A 16,062-nucleotide genomic window follows, 5' to 3' on the forward strand; every position below is an offset into this window, starting at 1 on the left:
TGAGCATGGCTTCTGACCGACCCCGCGTGCTCTCCGGCATCCAGCCCACCGCCGGCTCGTTCCACCTCGGCAACTACCTCGGCGCCGTCCGCCAGTGGGTGGCCCTCCAGGAGTCCCACGACGCCTTCTACATGGTCGTCGACCTGCACGCGATCACGGTCCCGCAGGACCCCGCCGACCTGCGCGCCAACACCCGGCTCGCCACCGCCCAGCTGCTCGCGGCCGGTCTGGACCCCGACCGCTGCACCCTGTTCGTGCAGAGCCACGTCCCCGAGCACGCCCAGCTCGCCTGGGTCATGAACTGCCTCACCGGCTTCGGCGAGGCCAGCCGGATGACCCAGTTCAAGGACAAGGCCGCCAAGCAGGGCACGGACCGCGCGAGCGTCGGCCTCTTCACGTACCCCATCCTCCAGGTCGCCGACATCCTGCTCTACCAGGCCAACGAGGTGCCGGTCGGCGAGGACCAGCGCCAGCACGTCGAGCTCACCCGTGACCTCGCCGAGCGCTTCAACGGCCGGTTCGGGCAGACCTTCACCGTCCCGAAGCCGTACATCCTGAAGGAGACGGCGAAGATCTTCGACCTCCAGGACCCGGCGATCAAGATGAGCAAGTCGGCGTCCACGCCGAAGGGTCTCATCAACCTCCTGGACGACCCGAAGGCGACCGCGAAGAAGGTCAAGAGCGCGGTCACCGACACGGACACCGTGATCCGCTACGACGCCGAGCACAAGCCGGGCGTCTCCAACCTGCTCACCATCCACTCCACGCTCACCGGCAAGTCGATCGCCGAGCTGGAGCAGGAGTACGAGGGCAAGATGTACGGCGCGCTCAAGACGGACCTCGCCGAGATCATGGTCGACTTCGTCACCCCGTTCCGCGAGCGCACCCAGCAGTACCTGGACGACTCGGAGACCCTCGACTCGATCCTGGCCAAGGGCGCGGAGAAGGCGCGCTCCGTCGCCGCCGAGACGCTGGCGCAGGCCTACGACCGGGTCGGTTTCCTGCCCGCCAAGCACTGAGTCGGGCACGCGGCGAAGCGAAGCGCTGCACATCACTTCGGCCACGGCTGCCCGGAAGGCGGCCGTGGCCGTACAGTCGATAGACGGACGGCCGGGTACGAACCCGACATGCCTCCGCCCACCACGACCGACGGGAGATGACGTGGGGACCGTAACGATCGGCGTGTCGATCGCGGTCCCGGAGCCTCACGGCAGCCTGCTCCAGGAGCGGCGCGCGGGCTTCGGCGACGCCGCGGCCCACGGCATCCCCACGCACGTCACGCTGTTGCCGCCGACGGAGGTCGCCGAGGGGGCGCTGGCCGCCGTGGAAGCCCACCTGAGCGAGGTCGCCGCGACGGGGCGGCCGTTCCCGATGCGGCTGTGCGGGACCGGCACGTTCCGGCCGCTGTCGCCGGTGGTGTACGTCCGGGTGGTCCAGGGCGCGGACGACTGCGCCTGGCTGCAGCAGCGGGTCCGGGACGCGTCCGGGCCGCTCGACCGTGAGCTGCAGTTCCCGTACCACCCGCACGTGACGGTCGCGCACGGGATCGACGAGGCCGCGATGGACCGGGCGTTCGCCGAACTCGCGGACTTCGAGGCGGAGTGGCCCTGCATGGGGTTCGCGTTGTACGAGCAGGGGGCGGACGGGGTGTGGCGAAGGCTGCGTGACTACGCCTTCGGGAGCTCTGTCGTGCCTCCTCAGGTGGGGCATGCGGAGCGGGGGAGCATCGTGAGCCGGTAGCCTGCGGGCCGGCATCAGATCGGCAGCCTCCGGAACACCGAGCGCGGCGCGTGCCTGAGCCCCGACATCACCAGCCTCAGCACGCCTGGGACCCACACCACCTCCGACCGTCGCCGCAGGCCCAGCTCGATGGCCGTGGCCACCGCCTCCGGGGTGGTGGCGAGCGGGGCTTCCTCAAGGCCCCTCGTCATCTTCGTCCGCACGAACCCCGGTCGTACGACCATCACGTGCACGCCCGTGCCGTGCAGGGCGTCGCCCAGCCCCTGCGTGAACGCGTCCAGGCCCGCCTTGCTGGAGCCGTAGATGAAGTTGGAGCGGCGGGCCCGTTCCCCGGCGACGGACGACAGGACGACCAGCGAACCGTGGCCCTGGGCCTGCAGGGCCCGCGCGCTGACCAGGGCCGCCGAGACGGCGCCGGTGTAGTTGGTCTGGGCGACGCGCACGGCGTTCACCGGCTCCCGTTCGTCCGTCGCCTGGTCGCCGAGGATGCCGAAGGCGAGCAGGACCAGGTCGACGTCGCCGTCGGCGAAGACCTTGCCGAGGGCCGTCTCGTGGGACTCGGGGTCGAGGGCGTCGAAGGGGACGGTGTGGACGTCGGGGCCGAGAGCGCGCAGCTGCTCGGCGGCCCGGTCCAGCGCCGGCGAGGGGCGGCCGGCCAGCCAGACCGTGCGGGTGCGGCGGGCGATCAGCCGGCGCGCGGTGGCCAGCGCGATCTCCGACGTGCCGCCGAGGACGAGCAGGGACTGGGGCATTCCGAAGGCGTCCTTCACTGCTGCTCCTGAGGGCTAGAGGCCGAGACGGCGGGACAGGTCGGAGACGAACACGCCGCGCGGGTCCAAGTCGGCCCGCAGGGACCGGAATTCGTCGAGGCGGGGGTACATGGCGGTGAGCAGTTCGGGGCGCAGCCGGGCGTCCTTGGCGAGGTAGACGCGGCCGCCGGCGCCCGCGACCTCCTCGTCCAGTTCGTCGAGGAAGGCGCCAAGGCCGGGAAGGCCGGCCGGGATGTCCAGGGCTAGGGTCCAGCCGGGCACGGGGAAGGAGAGCCAGCCGGGGTCGGCGTCGCCGAAGCGTTTGAGGACGGCCAGGAAGGACGGGCAGCGGCGCTCGGAGATCCGGGCCACGATCCGGCGCAGGGCGGCCTCCTGGCCGTGGCCGACGACGAACTGGTACTGGACGAAGCCCGCCCGGCCGTAGACGCGGTTCCAGTGCGGGACGCCGTCCAGGGGGTGGAAGAAGGCCGAGACGCGCTGGAGTTGGCCGACGCGCGAGCGCGGCGCCTTGCGGTACCAGAGCTCGTTGAAGAGGCCGACGGTGGTGCGGCCCAGCAGGCCGCCGGGGAGGTGGGCGGGGGCGGCCGGGAGCTCGCGCGGGCGGAAGGCCAGCGGGGCGCGTCCGGCGCGGGAGTGCTCGCCGAGCGACTCCCGGGGCGCGTGGTCGCCGCGGGTGAGCACCGCGCGCCCGGTCGCCGCCCCGCGCGCGAGCAGGTCGATCCAGGCGACCGAGTAGCGGTAGCGGTGGTCGGTGGCGGTCAGCCGGGCCATCAGGTCGTCGAGGTCGGTGGCGCGTTCGGTGTCGACGGACATGTACGACGTCTCGACGGGGAGGAGGCGGACGGTCGCCGTGAGGATCACCCCGGTCAGACCCATGCCGCCGGCCGTCGCGTCGAACAGCGGGGTGCCGCGGCTCACCGTGCGGACCTGGCCGTCGGCGGTGAGGAGTTCGAAGGACAGCACGTGACGGGAGAACGATCCCGAGACATGGTGGTTCTTGCCGTGGATGTCGGCGCCGATCGCGCCGCCCACCGTCACCTGGCGGGTCCCCGGGGTCACCGGGACGAACCAGCCGAGCGGCAGCAGCACCTCCATCAGACGGTGCAACGAGACCCCGGCGTCGCACAGGACGGTGCCGCCGTCGGCGTCGATGGCGTGGATGTGGTCCAGGCCCGTCATGTCGAGCACGGCGCCGCCGGCGTTCTGCGCCGCGTCGCCGTAGGCCCGGCCCAGACCCCGGGCGATACCACCGCGTGCCCCGCAGTCGCGGACCGCGTTCGCCGCCTCCTGGTAGGTCCGGGGGCGGATCAGGCGGGCGGCGGTGGGGGCGGTGCGGCCCCAGCCGGTGACCGGGACGGTGGTCTCGGGCACGGTGGGAACTGCGCGCCCTTCGGGCTTTCCAGGCATGGGGCCGACCGTATCGCTACGGTATGGGGGATATGTCGGCTGTGCCGGGATGAACGAGGGAAGATCACCCGACTCCTCGAAACGGGTGATTATCGGAATGTCGCCCCATATGGTCGTAGCTTTGGCGGGGTGAAGGTGAACAGTGAGTCCAATGGACGACATGGACCACCGGATCCTCTCCGCGCTGCACGCCTGTGGCGCCGATCCACGCGTCGCGTCGGCCGCGCGCGGTCTCTCCCTCGCCGGTGAGCACGGCGCGCTCTGGCTCGCGGCGGGCCTCGCCGGGGCGGCCGTGGACGGCGCGCGACGCGGCGCCTGGTTGCGCGGCACGGCGCTGGTCGCGGGCGCGCACCTCGGCAGCATGGCCGTCAAGCGGGTCGTACGCCGGGCGCGCCCCGCGCATGTCCGGCCCCGGATGCGCACCGCGGGCGGGCACTCCTTCCCCAGCTCGCACGCCACCTCCGCCACGGCCGCCGCCGTCGCCTTCGGGACCCTCGGGGTGCCCGCGCTCACACCCCTCGCGGCGGCCATGTGCCTGTCCCGGCTGGTCGTCGGCGTGCACTTCCCGACGGACGTGGCGGCAGGCGCGGCCCTCGGGGCGCTCACGGCCCGCGCCGGGGCGCGCTGGATGAGCGGAGCCGGGCATGACTGAGACCGCGCACGCCGCCGCGCGGGGGGCTGCCGAGGCGAGGCGGCCGGACGGGGCCTGCGAAACGACTCTGCACGGGCAGCGGGCCCGCGCCGCCCGGCCGTCTGCCGGCTCCCGGGCCGCCGTCACCCTCCCCGGCGTGCTCCACGGCCTGCTGCGGACCGCCCGTCCCAAGCAGTGGGTCAAGAACACCCTCGTCGTCGCCGCCCCGGCCGCCGCCGGCCGGCTCTTCGAGGGGCCCGCGCTGCTCCGCCTGGCCTTGGTCTTCGCCCTCTTCACGGCCTGCGCCGCCGCCGTCTACCTGATCAACGACGCCCGGGACGCCGAGGCCGACCGCGCCCACCCCACCAAGTGCCGCCGCCCGGTCGCCGCCGGGCAGCTGCCGGTGCCCGTCGCCTACGCCGTGGGCGGCCTCCTGGCCGTCCTGGGCCCCCTGCTCGCCGCCCGCCTGACCCCGCCTCTCGTCCCGGCCCTGCTGATCGCCTACCTGGGCATGCAACTGGCGTACTGCGTCGTGCTGAAGCACGTCCTGGTCGTCGACCTCGTCGTCGTCACCACCGGCTTCCTGATGCGGGCGGTGATCGGCGGGGTCGCCCTCGGCATCCCGCTGTCCCGCTGGTTCCTGATCACCACCGGCTTCGGCGCGCTCTTCATGGTGTCGGCCAAGCGCTACTCCGAGGCCGTGCAGATGGCCGGGAAGGCCGGCGCCACCCGCGCGCTGCTCACCGAGTACACCACCGGCTACCTCCGCTTCGTCTGGCAGCTGGCCGCCGGGGTCGCCGTCCTCGCCTACTGCCTGTGGGCCCTGGAGGGCCACGAAGGTCCCGCGGCCGGCCTGCTGCCGTGGCGCCAGCTGTCCATGGTCGCCTTCATCCTGGCGATCCTGCGGTACGCCGTCTTCGCCGACCGCGGCACCGCGGGCGAACCCGAGGAAGTCGTCCTGCGCGACCGCGCGCTCGCCCTGATCGGCCTGGTCTGGGCGGCGATGTACGGCCTCGCGGTGGCCCACTGGTGAGCACGGACCGGCGCGAGCTGATCGGATTCGCCGCCGTCGGTCTGCTCGCCTACGCCGTCGACCTCACCCTCTTCAGCTGCCTGCGCGGCCCGGCCGCCCTCGACCCGCTCACCGCCAAGTCCCTGTCCTTCGTGGCCGGCTGCACGGTCGCCTACCTCGGCAACGCCCGCGGCACCTACCGCCACACCCGCGCGACCGGGATCCGCCCCTATGCCGTCTTCGTCGCCGTGAACCTCGCCGGCGCCCTGGTCCAGCTGGTCTGCCTCGCCGTCAGCCACTACGGACTGGGGCTCACCTCGCAGCGCGCCGACACCGTCTCCGGCGCGGTCGTCGGCATGGCCCTTGCCACGATCCTGCGCTTCTGGGGTACCCGGACATTGGTGTTCCGCGGAGGGGGCAGAGTCGGATCATGGACTGGCTGAGAAAACTCCCCGTCGTCGGCCCCCTGGTGGGCCGGCTCATGACGACGCACGCGTGGCGGTCGTACGAGCGGCTCGACCGGGTGAAGTGGTCCCGGCTGGCCGCCGCCATGACGTTCATCAGCTTCGTCTCGCTCTTCCCGCTGCTGACCGTGGGCGCCGCGATCAGCGCCGCCACGCTGAGCGAGTCGCAGCAGAAGGACATCCAGAACAAGATCGCCGACCAGGTGCCCGGCATCTCCGACCAGCTGGACATCCACGCCCTGGTCCAGAACGCCGGCACGATCGGTCTCATCGCCGGTGCCGTCCTGCTGTTCACCGGCATCAACTGGGTCGGCCAGATGCGGGACTGCCTGCGCGCGGTGTGGCAGCTGCCCGACAAGGACGAGAACCCGATCCTCGCCAAGGCCAAGGACGGCGTGATCCTGATCGGCTTCGGCGGTGCGGTGCTGGTCACGATCGCCGTGTCCACCATCGCCTCGGCGGCGGTCGGCTGGACGGGCCGCCAGCTCGGCATCGCCGAACACAGCTGGGGCAGCCTCCTGCTGCGCACCGCCGCGTTCCTCGTCGCCGTGACCGCCGACTTCCTGCTCCTGCTCTACGTCCTCACCCTGCTGCCCGGCGTCGAGCCGCCGCGCCGCCGCCTGCTGGTCGCGGCCCTGATCGGCGCGGTCGGCTTCGAACTGCTGAAACTGCTGCTCAGCGGCTACATCCAGGGCGTCGCCGGGAAGAGCATGTACGGCGCGTTCGGCGTCCCGGTGGCCCTGCTGCTGTGGATCAACTTCACGGCCAAGATAGTCCTCTTCTGCGCCGCCTGGACGGCGGAGGAGAGCACGTCCGAGTTCACGGACGACTCCGCCGGCGCACCAGATCCGGCAGTGGCCAACGGCGGTTGACCAGGAACGCCGCGCCCACCAGCATCACCAGCGCCCCGCCCGCGACACCCAGCGCCACCCCGATGCCGCCGGAGCGGCCGGCGGAGGCCGCGGCCACCGGCCTGGCCCTCGCGCCGGTGTCCCTGCCGACGGCGGTGGCCCGCGGCGTGGCACCGGAGGTCACCGCATCCCTGGGCGGCACCAGCTCACCCACCGGAGTCACCTTGCCGGCCGCCTGGAAACCCCAGTCGAACAGCTTGGCGGTCTCCTTGTAGACCTCGTTGTGCTCCTTCTTCTCCGGGTTCATCACGGTGACCAGCAGCACCCGGCCGTTCCGCTCGGCGACCCCGGTGAAGGTGGCGCCCGCGTTGGTGGTGTTGCCGTTCTTCACCCCCGCGATGCCCTGGTACACCGGCACGTCGACGTCACCGCTCAGCAGCCGGTTGGTGTTCTGGATCTCGAAGGACCCGCGGACCGCCTTGCCCTTCGCCTTCTTCGTCGTGTCGCCCGGGAAACTGGCCCGCACGGTCGAGCAGTACTCCCGGAAGTCCTTCTTCTGCAGCCCGGACCGCGCGAACAGCGACAGGTCGTACGCCGACGACACCTGCCCCGGCTGGTCGTACCCGTCCGGGCTCACCACGTGGGTGTCCAGCGCCTGCAGTTCGTCCGCGTGGTCCTGCATGTCCCGGACCGTCTGCTCGACCCCGCCGTTCATCGCGGCCAGCACGTGCACGGCGTCGTTGCCGGAGCGCAGGAACACCCCGAGCCAGAGGTCGCGGACCGTGTAGGTCTGGCCCTCCTTTATCCCGACCAGGCTGGAACCGGCGCCGATGCCCGCGAGGTCGGCCGGCACCACCGTGTGCGGGGTCGACTTCGGGAACCGGGGCAGCACGGTGTCGGCGAACAGCATCTTCAGGGTGCTCGCCGGGGGCAGCCGCCAGTGCGCGTTGTGCGCGGCGAGCACCTCGCCCGACTCGGCGTCGGAGACGATCCAGGAGCGCCCCGTGAGGTCCTTCGGCAGCGCCGGCACCCCGGCGGCCGGGTTCACCTGGGTACCGGGCTGTCCCAGCCGGGTGCCGCCCACCGTCGACATGGCCGCCGGGGGAGTGGCCGACGCGGTCGCGGGAGGGGTCGGCGCGGCGAGCGCGGCCGGCGCGGTGAGCGACAGGGACAACAGGGTGGCGGAGGCGACCAGCAGAGCGCGGCTGGTCATCGGCTTCGGTGCGGGCACGGACGAGAACGTACCCGCCGGGGAGGTCGAAGTCCCGTCACCCGCCCCACCCCGGAATCGGAAACCGGACAGCGAACGGCGATACTGAGTCCATGCCGCGCTCACCCGGGGGCCGACCCCCGGACCCCGGCCGATGCGGTGGGCCGCGGGTACCCGGCGCGGTGACGAAAGGTCTGCCAGCGTGAAACTCAGCCGTCCGGTCTCCTGGTTCCTGCTCGCGTTCGGGGTGTGGAGCTGGTTCATCTGGATCACTTTCGTCAAAAACCTCGTCAAGGACGGCAGCGGGCTCGCCTTCGACAACGGGCATCCCACGGCGTACTTCTGGATCCACCTGACGCTGGCCGTCGTGTCCTTCGTATTGGGGACGGTCATCGGGGTCATCGGGTTGCGCGGCGTGCGCGCACTGCGCCGCACGTCATAGGGGTACCTGTGGCGCCGCCTGGTACGGGACGCGACGGCGGGGCCGGGCCGGGCCCGCCGCCTGGGCACGGTCCTCTTCGTCGCGGGCCCCGCGGTGATGTTCGCGGCTCTCTTCGCCGAGGTCGGCCACGCCCCCTTCCTCCTCCAGCGCACCCTCGCCTGGCCGGGCAACCTCGTCGCCGCTGCCGCCAACCCGACCGTGGCCGGCCTGGACCGCTACGGGGACACCCAGCTGTACGTCTCCCGGGGCGCCGGCGCCTGGGGTCCGCCCACCCGGGTGGGCGCCCCGTCCGACATCACGGTCATCGAACTCGCGTCGCGGCAGGCCTGACCGGAACGGCCCCCCGGAGCTGGGCGGAAGCCGTGAAATCCGGCTGAAACAAGCCCTCGGTAAGTTCTTCCCCATCTAGTCAGATCACTCTTCCCCCACACGAAACACCTGTGGTTAGGTGAGCCGCGTCACTTAGGGGAGTGGCGTTTTGTGGAGGGCCTGAGCAGGGCCTGGAACGGACCCGTGCGGGTCCTGGGGAGGGCACCAACCATGCGATCTGTTCGCATGCGGATTCTCGTGACACTCGTCGTCCTGGCGGTCGTGGGAATCGGCGGCTGGCAGTTGCTGCCGTCGCAGACCAACAGCAGGACGATCACCGTCGGCACGACCGACGCCGTCACCTCGCTCGACCCGGCCGGAGCCTACGACGCCGGTTCCTGGGCGTTGTTCAACAACGTCTTCCAGACGCTGCTCACCTTCGCGCCGGGAGGTGCCCAGCCGGTCCCGGACGCGGCGAAGAGCTGCGGCTTCACCGACGCCGGCCTGCGGACGTACCGCTGCGTGGTGCGCGACGGGATCACCTTCCCGAGCGGCCGGGCGCTGACCGCCGAGGACGTGAAGTACTCCTTCGACCGGGTCAAGAAGATCAACTCGGATGTCGGCCCGGCCTCCCTGCTCTCGACGCTCGGCTCGGTGAGCGTCTCCGGCAAGACCGTCACCTTCCACCTGTCGTCCCCGGACGCGACGTTCCCGTTCAAGCTGGCCACCGGCGCCGGCGCGATCGTCGACAAGGACAAGTACCCGGCGAACGCCCTGCGCACCGGCGACTCGGTGGACGGCACCGGGCCGTACACCCTGACGTCGTACACGAAGGACAAGCAGGCGAGCCTGGCGCCCAACAGCCACTACAAGGGCGAGTTGAGCGGCACCGGCCGCCCCGTGGAGCTGCGCTACTACGCCGACTCGGCCAAGCTCGCCGCCGCGTACAAGGCCAAGCAGGTCGACGTGGCGACCCGGACGCTGCCGCCCGCCATGGTCTCCAAGCTCTCGCCGAGCGACCCCGACCAGCGCGTCCTGGTGTCGGACAGCTCCGAGACCCGCAACCTGTACCTGAACACCCGCAACTCCTCGCCCCTGCGGGACGTGCTGGTCCGCCGGGCCCTCGCCTGGCTGATCGACCGCGAGGACCTGGCCGCGACCGTGTACGACGGCACCGTGCAGCCCCTCTACTCGCTGATCCCGAGCGGCCTCACCGGCCACACCACGTCCTTCTTCGACGCCTACCCGACCCAGAGCGTCGCCAAGGCCAAGGCGCTCCTGGAACAGGCCGGCGTCAGCACCCCCGTCGAGTTCACCTTCGGCTACGGCATCGGCCACGGCGCGGGAGCCGAGGAGGCCGCCGCCCTGAAGAAGCAGCTGGAGAAGGGCGGCCTGTTCAAGGTCGACGTCAAGGGGTACGAGTGGACCGACTTCCAGAAGTCGTGGGCCCAGGGGAAGATGGACGCCTGGGCGGTCGGCTGGGTCGCCGACTACCCCGACCCGGACACCTTCGGCGCCTCGCTGGTCGGCAGCCACTCCGTGATGAGCACCGGCTACAGCAACAGGACCGTCGACGGGCTCCTCCAGGACAGCCAGCGGTACGCCGACCGCGGTGAGGCCGAGCAGGACTTCCGCACCGTCCAGACGGACGTGGCCGACGACGTGCCGCTGATCCCGCTGTGGCAGCGCACGGACTACGTCCTCAGCAGCGAGGACGTGGGCGGCGCCCAGTACCTCACGGACAGCACGGGCGTGTTCCGCCTGTGGAGTCTGAACTGGATCTGACGCCCGGAACTCAGGCCGAGCGCAACGTCACGGTCACCGCCAGCCCCTCGCCAGGCGCCGTCCGCACACCGACCTCCCCGCCATGGGCCTCCACCACCCCCTGCACGATCGCCATCCCCAACCCGCTCCCCTCCGCACTCCCCACCCGGAAGAACCGGTCGAAGATCCGCCCCGCGTCCTCCTCGCCGAGCCCCGGCCCGTCGTCGGCCACGCACACCCGCACCACTCCGTCCGCCCGCTCCACCCCCAGCCGCACGGCGGCGTCGCACGGCGTGTGGACCCGCACGTTGGCCATCAGGTTCCCCAGCACCTGACGCAGCCCCGACTCGTCGGCCCGCACCAGCACCGCCCCGTCGGCCGCCACGGTCACCGGCCGCCCCGGCTGCTGCGCCCGCAGATCCTCCGCCGCGTCCCGCACCAGCCGGCTCACGTCGACGTTCCGGAACCGGATCTCCGGCCGCTGGTCCAGCCGGGCGAGCAGCAGCAGTTCGTCCACCAGGCGGCCCATCCGGTCCACTTCGCCGTGCATCCGGTCCCAGGCCCGCCGCCGCTCCCCGGGCTCGCTGAGCATCCCCTTGTCGTACAGCTGCAGATAGCCGCGGATGGCGGAGAGCGGGGTGCGCAGCTCGTGCGAGGCGTCGGCGACGAACCGGCGCAGCTGGGCCGCGCTGTGCTCGCGGGTCCGGTACGCGGACTCCACCTGGTGCAGCATGGCGTTGAGGGCCAGCCGCAGCTGCTCGACCTCCTCCGTGGGATGCCGGCTGGAGGGAACCCGCCGGGTCAGGTCGCCCTCGGCGATCGCCGACGAGGTCTCCACCATGTCCTCCAGCGGCCGCAGCCGTTGCCGCACGCTGTACATGGTCAGACAGCCCAGCAGCGCGAGCAGCAGCGAGCCGACCGCGAAGTCGAGCTTCAGGGCCTTGGCCATCCCCTTGTCGAGCAGTTCGGTCGAGGTGGCCAGCAGGATGTAGGGGCCGTCGGCGAGCCGGGTCGCGGTCACCCGGTACGACGCGCCGCCCACGTCGAGGTCGCGCGGGTCGGGCGCGGCGGCCAGGGCGTGCGGGTCGGAGACGGCGGCCGCGAGCGAGCGCTGGGCGTCGGTCGGTCTCATGTCCAGGACGGGGATCGCCTCGCCCTGGGGGTCGATGACCGCGAAGATCGAGTCCGGGGTGGGGTCGGACGCGGAGGGGGTGAGCCGCTCGCGGACCACGCCGAGCGCGCTCAGCGAGTCGACCTGGTGCAGGGTCAGTCCCGAACTCCCCAGCGAGGTGCGCGTCTTGAGCAGGTCGGAGTCCACCTGGTCGAGCAGGTAGAGCCGCATGCCCATGATGCTCCCGGCGGTCGCCACCATGATGCCGACGGCCAGCAGCCCGACGTTGGCCAGGGTGAGCTTGCCGCGCAGCGAGTGCATCCCGTGCCGGCGGCGGCGGTTGCCGAGGCTCATGTCAGGCCGTACCCGACGCCCCGCCGGGTGGTGATCACCGGGGCTCCCAGGGCGTCGAGCTTGCGCCGCAGGTAGCTGATGTAGGTCTCCACGACGGTCGACTCGGACGGTATGTGCTCGTACTGCCAGACGTGCCTGAGCAGTTGCTCCTTGGGCACGATCCGGCCGCCGTTGCGCACCAGGAAGCGCAGCAGCGCGTACTCGGTGGGGGTCAGCTCCACGCTGCGGCCCGCGCGGTGGACGCTGTACGTCGTCTCGTCCAGCTCCAGGTCGCCGTAGCGCAGGGGCGGCCGCTGCGGCAGCACGTCCGCCGGGCGGGTGCGCCGCAGCACCGCCGTGATGCGGGCGACCACCTCGTCGATGTTGAACGGCTTGGTGATGTAGTCGTCGCCGAAGCCGAGCGCGCCGACGATCTCGGCCGGCGAGTCGCGTGCGGTCAGGAAGACGAGCGCCAGGTCCGGCCGCTCGGCGCGCAGTTCCCGCCCGAGGGCCCGCCCGTCCCCGTCCGGCAGCATGACGTCGAGCAGCGCCACGTCCGGCCGGGTGCGCCCGGCGAGCGCGCGGGCCTCGCGGACGGTGCCCGCGATCATCACCTCGAAGCGGTGGTAGCGCAGGGCGATGGCGAGGACGTCCGCGATGCTCGGCTCGTCCTCCACCACCAGCACGGTGCCTGGAGCCGTCGTCATGCCCCCAGTATCGGGCGGCCCGCGGGCAGCGGGGCCCGGAACGCTCTTTGGAGTTCCTTGAGAGTCATGGCGCGTTCCCTCCGCGCGCGAGCGGCACCGCCAATGCTGGTGTCAGGACCTGGGGGACCGACCGACGACCGACTAAGGAGCTTTGATCGTGGCGGCATTGGCACGGTGGTGCTATCAGCACCGGCTGGTGGTCCTGTTGCTGTGGGTGGGGGCACTGTTCGGCCTGGGCTTCTCGGCGTCCACGGCGGGGACGAACTACGCGAACGTCTTCTCCCTCCCCGACACGGACTCCAAGAGCGCGTACGACCTGATGCAGCAGGCCTTCCCGACCACCTCGGGCGACACCGACACCGTGGTGTGGAAGGTCGACCAGGGCTCGGTGCGGGACAAGGCGGTCCAGGACCGCGTCCAGCCGGCCCTCGACCGCATCGCGAAGATGCCCGGGGTCGGCGCGGTGACCAGCCCCTACACCGGTCCCCGTGGGGCGGCGCAGATCAGCCGTGACGGCACGATCGCCTACGCCCAGCTGACCTTCGCCAAGCAGGCGAACGAGGTGCCCAAGGACGTCGTCCAGAAGGTCGTCGACACCGCGCACGGCGCCGCACGCCAGGGCCTGAAGGTCGAGCTGGGCGGACAGGCGATCCAGCGCGTCGAGCAGCCCCCGCAGGGTCTGTCGGAGATGGTCGGCATCCTCGCCGCGGCCCTCGTGCTGTTCCTGGCCTTCGGCTCGTTCTTCGCGATGCTGCTGCCGATCGCCATCGCCGTCTTCGGGGTCGGCATGGGCCTGTTCTCCACGCAGCTGCTCAGCCACACCACCGACATCCCCGACATCGCCCCGCTGCTCGCCTCCCTGATCGGCCTCGGCGTCGGCATCGACTACGCCCTGTTCATCGTCACCCGGCACCGGCGCGGCATCCTGCGCGGCCTGGACCCCGAGGAGTCGGCGGTCACGGCCCTGAACACCTCCGGCCGGGCCGTGCTCTTCGCCGGAGGCACGGTCTGCATCGCGCTGGCCGGCATGCTCGTGACGCGGCTGCGCTTCCTGGACGGCGTCGTCGTCGGCACCTCCCTGACGGTCGTGCTCAGCGTCCTGGCCGCCACGACCCTGCTCCCGGCGCTGCTCGGCTTCCTGGGCCCGCGGGTGCTCAGCCGCCGCCAGCGGCGCAGGCTCGCCGCCGAGGGCCCCGAGCCGGAGCGGGCCAGCGGTCTCGCCGCCCGCTGGTCGGCGAACGTCGAGAAGCGGCCCCGTCGGATCGCCGCGCTCGCCCTGGTCGTCATGGCCGTCCTCGCCGTCCCCGTGCTGTCGCTGCGCCTCGGCGCCACCGACCAGGGCAACGACGACGCTTCCACGACCACCCGCAAGGCCTACGACCTGCTCGCCGAGGGCTTCGGCCCCGGCTTCAACGGCCCCCTCCAGGTGGTCACGAAGAGCGGTGACACGTCCGCGCTCGTCAAGGGGATCGAGTCGACGTCCGACGTGGCCCGGGTCGCGCCCTTCCCGCCCGTCAAGGGCGTCACGGTGATCCAGGTCGTCCCGAAGACCTCGCCTCAGTCCAAGGAGACGGACGACCTGATCGACACCCTGCGGGACAAGGTGATCCCGCAGGCGGGGGCGCAGGCGCACGTGGGCGGTGTGACCGCGATCTCCAAGGACTTCGCGTCGGTCACCGGCGACCGGCTGCCCCTGTTCATCGGGACCATCATCGGCCTGGGCTTCCTGCTGCTGCTCATCGCCTTCCGCTCCCTGGTGGTCCCGCTGACGGCGGCCCTGATGAACCTGATCGCCGCGGCGGCCTCCTTCGGCATCCTCGTCGCGGTCTTCCAGTGGGGCTGGGGCCTGGACCTGCTGGGGCTCGGCAAGGAGGGCCCGATCAACGCGTTCCTCCCGGTCATCATGCTCTCCCTGCTCTTCGGCCTGTCGATGGACTACCAGGTGTTCCTGGTGAGCCGGATGCACGAGGAGTGGGTCCACACGCGCGACAACGCGCGCGCGGTCCGGGTCGGCCTGGCGGAGACCAGCCGGGTCATCAACTCCGCGGCCCTGATCATGGTCTGCGTGTTCCTGGCCTTCGTCCTGAGCGGCAACTCGGGGGCGGCCATGGCGGGCGTCGGCCTGGCGGCCGCGGTCGCCCTGGACGCGTTCATCCTGCGTACGGCACTGGTGCCGGCGGCGATGCACCTGCTCGGGACGTCCAACTGGTGGCTGCCTGCCTGGCTGGACAAGCGGCTTCCGCACCTCGCGGTGGAGCCGGGTGAGGACGCCCCGGAGCCGGCCGAGCCGACCGGTCGGACCACGGCGGTCCACGGCTTCGTCCGCACGGTGGAGGGCGACCCGGTGGAGGACGCGTCGGTGACCCTGATGTCCAAGGGCGGCCGCCGACTCGACCGCGTGACCTCCCTGGCGGACGGCTCCTACATCGTCTCCGTCCCGGCGCCGGGTGACTATCTGCTGGCGGTGTCGTCATCGTCGTACGGCTCGAAGGCCCGGCACGTGACGGTGACGGAGGGGCCGGTGGTGTACGACGTGGAGCTCACCGGGGACGAGGTGGACGCCGTCAGCTAGCCGGGCTACCGGTCCTGGCCGACGGATCCGGCAGGACCCGGGTCATCCCCGGCAGGAAGTCCGTGAACAGCTCGTGCACCTCCAGAACCAGCGGGCGCAGCACCCGGAACCGCGCGAGGGAGACGCCTCGCGCGGTCAGCCGGGCCCCCCGCTCGGCGAGCCGGTAACTGCGCTCGCGGCCCTCGGTACGGTCGAAGATCCAGTACAGGACCAGGCCCATCTGGGAGAGCCACATCAACTCGGGCAGCACGTCCCGCAGTTCCGGGGCGACTTTCGTCCTCGCCCCGGCCAGCACCTCGCGGTGCACGCCGATCGCCTCCTCGCGCGCGTGCTCGCTCTCCGGGGAGAAGGGGCTGAGGGGGCTGTCCGGGTCGGCGGCGTTCTTGAAGAAGTGGACGGCGAACTCGTGGTAGGGCCGGGCGATGTCCAGCCACACCTTGAGCACGCCCGCGAGCCGCGCCTCCAGGTCGGTCTCCCGGGCCAGGACCTCGCGGACCGCCACCCGGTGCTCGGCGGCGAGCTGGTCGTAGAAGCCCTGGATCAGGTGTTCCTTGCCGGCGAAGTAGTAGTACGCGTTGCCGACGGAGACCCCTGCCTCCGTGGCGATGGCCCGCATCGTGGTCTTCTCGTAGCCCCGCTCCCGGAACAGGCGCATCGCCGTCTCCAGGATCAGCGCACGGGTCTGCTCGGACTTGCTCTGGGCAGCGGCCTCGACGGGACCGTCGTTCTTCGCGGACAC

At 71.7% G+C, this 16,062-nt stretch carries 15 protein-coding genes and 1 pseudogene; 10 read left to right on the plus strand and 6 right to left on the minus strand.

What is annotated here, in order from left to right; translation table 11 throughout:
• Nucleotides 1–5 precede the first annotated feature (5 nt).
• Complete coding sequence (gene trpS / locus AB0M11_RS03785; protein ID WP_365700945.1) at nt 6–1,019, plus strand: tryptophan--tRNA ligase; 1,014 nt, start codon at nt 6–8, stop codon at nt 1,017–1,019.
• 142 nt (nt 1,020–1,161) lie between these two features.
• A complete protein-coding gene (locus tag AB0M11_RS03790; protein ID WP_365700947.1) occupies nt 1,162–1,740 on the plus strand; it encodes a 2'-5' RNA ligase family protein in 579 nt (192 codons plus the stop codon).
• Between the two features lie 14 nt (nt 1,741–1,754).
• On the opposite strand, the gene AB0M11_RS03795 is transcribed toward AB0M11_RS03790, so the two are convergent.
• Both AB0M11_RS03795 and AB0M11_RS03800 read right to left on the minus strand, forming a co-directional pair.
• Nucleotides 1,755–2,510 carry a decaprenylphospho-beta-D-erythro-pentofuranosid-2-ulose 2-reductase gene (locus AB0M11_RS03795; protein ID WP_365700949.1) on the minus strand — a complete coding sequence of 252 codons (756 nt, stop codon included), beginning with the start codon at nt 2,508–2,510 and terminating at the stop codon, nt 1,755–1,757.
• Between the two features lie 15 nt (nt 2,511–2,525).
• A complete protein-coding gene (locus AB0M11_RS03800; RefSeq protein WP_365700951.1) occupies nt 2,526–3,917 on the minus strand; it encodes an FAD-binding oxidoreductase in 1,392 nt (463 codons plus the stop codon).
• A 151-nt stretch (nt 3,918–4,068) separates the two neighbouring features.
• On the opposite strand from AB0M11_RS03800, the gene AB0M11_RS03805 reads away from it, so the two are divergent.
• The 4 genes from AB0M11_RS03805 to AB0M11_RS03820 are packed head-to-tail and all read left to right on the plus strand — an operon-like array spanning nt 4,069 to nt 6,896.
• On the plus strand, nt 4,069–4,569 hold the full coding sequence (locus tag AB0M11_RS03805; RefSeq protein WP_365700953.1) for a phosphatase PAP2 family protein: 501 nt from the start codon (nt 4,069–4,071) through the stop codon (nt 4,567–4,569).
• Nucleotides 4,562–5,581, plus strand: a complete 1,020-nt coding sequence (locus AB0M11_RS03810; protein ID WP_365700955.1) for a decaprenyl-phosphate phosphoribosyltransferase — start codon at nt 4,562–4,564, stop codon at nt 5,579–5,581. The genes AB0M11_RS03805 and AB0M11_RS03810 overlap by 8 nt, the downstream gene beginning before the upstream one ends.
• Nucleotides 5,578–6,003, plus strand: a complete 426-nt coding sequence (locus tag AB0M11_RS03815; protein WP_365700957.1) for a GtrA family protein — start codon at nt 5,578–5,580, stop codon at nt 6,001–6,003. The genes AB0M11_RS03810 and AB0M11_RS03815 overlap by 4 nt, the downstream gene beginning before the upstream one ends.
• A complete protein-coding gene (locus tag AB0M11_RS03820; protein WP_365700959.1) occupies nt 5,991–6,896 on the plus strand; it encodes a YihY/virulence factor BrkB family protein in 906 nt (301 codons plus the stop codon). The genes AB0M11_RS03815 and AB0M11_RS03820 overlap by 13 nt, the downstream gene beginning before the upstream one ends.
• Here AB0M11_RS03820 and AB0M11_RS03825 read toward each other — a convergent pair.
• The gene (locus tag AB0M11_RS03825; protein WP_365700961.1) at nt 6,844–8,106 is read right to left on the minus strand and encodes a D-alanyl-D-alanine carboxypeptidase; all 1,263 of its coding nucleotides are present in this window, start codon (nt 8,104–8,106) and stop codon (nt 6,844–6,846) included. The genes AB0M11_RS03820 and AB0M11_RS03825 overlap by 53 nt on opposite strands.
• Nucleotides 8,107–8,287: 181 nt before the next feature.
• Here AB0M11_RS03825 and AB0M11_RS03830 point away from each other — a divergent pair, with 181 nt between their 5' ends.
• The 3 genes and pseudogenes from AB0M11_RS03830 to AB0M11_RS03840 all read left to right on the plus strand — a co-directional run bounded on the left by AB0M11_RS03830 (nt 8,288) and on the right by AB0M11_RS03840 (nt 10,621).
• The gene (locus AB0M11_RS03830; RefSeq protein ID WP_093508084.1) at nt 8,288–8,527 is read left to right on the plus strand and encodes an SCO4848 family membrane protein; all 240 of its coding nucleotides are present in this window, start codon (nt 8,288–8,290) and stop codon (nt 8,525–8,527) included.
• 159 nt (nt 8,528–8,686) lie between these two features.
• A pseudogene (locus tag AB0M11_RS03835) lies at nt 8,687–8,857 on the plus strand (metallophosphoesterase); the annotation flags it as partial.
• A 210-nt stretch (nt 8,858–9,067) separates the two neighbouring features.
• Nucleotides 9,068–10,621 carry an ABC transporter substrate-binding protein gene (locus tag AB0M11_RS03840; RefSeq protein WP_365700963.1) on the plus strand — a complete coding sequence of 518 codons (1,554 nt, stop codon included), beginning with the start codon at nt 9,068–9,070 and terminating at the stop codon, nt 10,619–10,621.
• Nucleotides 10,622–10,631: 10 nt separating this feature from the next.
• On the opposite strand, the gene AB0M11_RS03845 is transcribed toward AB0M11_RS03840, so the two are convergent.
• Nucleotides 10,632–12,065 (minus strand): HAMP domain-containing sensor histidine kinase, encoded by a 1,434-nt coding sequence (locus AB0M11_RS03845; protein ID WP_365700965.1) that lies wholly within the window; start codon nt 12,063–12,065, stop codon nt 10,632–10,634.
• The gene (locus AB0M11_RS03850) at nt 12,062–12,751 is read right to left on the minus strand and encodes a response regulator transcription factor (protein WP_365700967.1); all 690 of its coding nucleotides are present in this window, start codon (nt 12,749–12,751) and stop codon (nt 12,062–12,064) included. The genes AB0M11_RS03845 and AB0M11_RS03850 overlap by 4 nt, the downstream gene beginning before the upstream one ends.
• Nucleotides 12,752–12,917: 166 nt before the next feature.
• On the opposite strand from AB0M11_RS03850, the gene AB0M11_RS03855 reads away from it, so the two are divergent.
• Nucleotides 12,918–15,323 carry an MMPL family transporter gene (locus AB0M11_RS03855; protein ID WP_365701008.1) on the plus strand — a complete coding sequence of 802 codons (2,406 nt, stop codon included), beginning with the start codon at nt 12,918–12,920 and terminating at the stop codon, nt 15,321–15,323.
• On the opposite strand, the gene AB0M11_RS03860 is transcribed toward AB0M11_RS03855, so the two are convergent.
• Nucleotides 15,316–16,062 (minus strand): TetR family transcriptional regulator, encoded by a 747-nt coding sequence (locus tag AB0M11_RS03860; RefSeq protein ID WP_365700969.1) that lies wholly within the window; start codon nt 16,060–16,062, stop codon nt 15,316–15,318. The genes AB0M11_RS03855 and AB0M11_RS03860 overlap by 8 nt on opposite strands.

Source organism: Streptomyces sp. NPDC051987, assembly GCF_040680735.1.
Classification (GTDB): domain Bacteria; phylum Actinomycetota; class Actinomycetes; order Streptomycetales; family Streptomycetaceae; genus Streptomyces.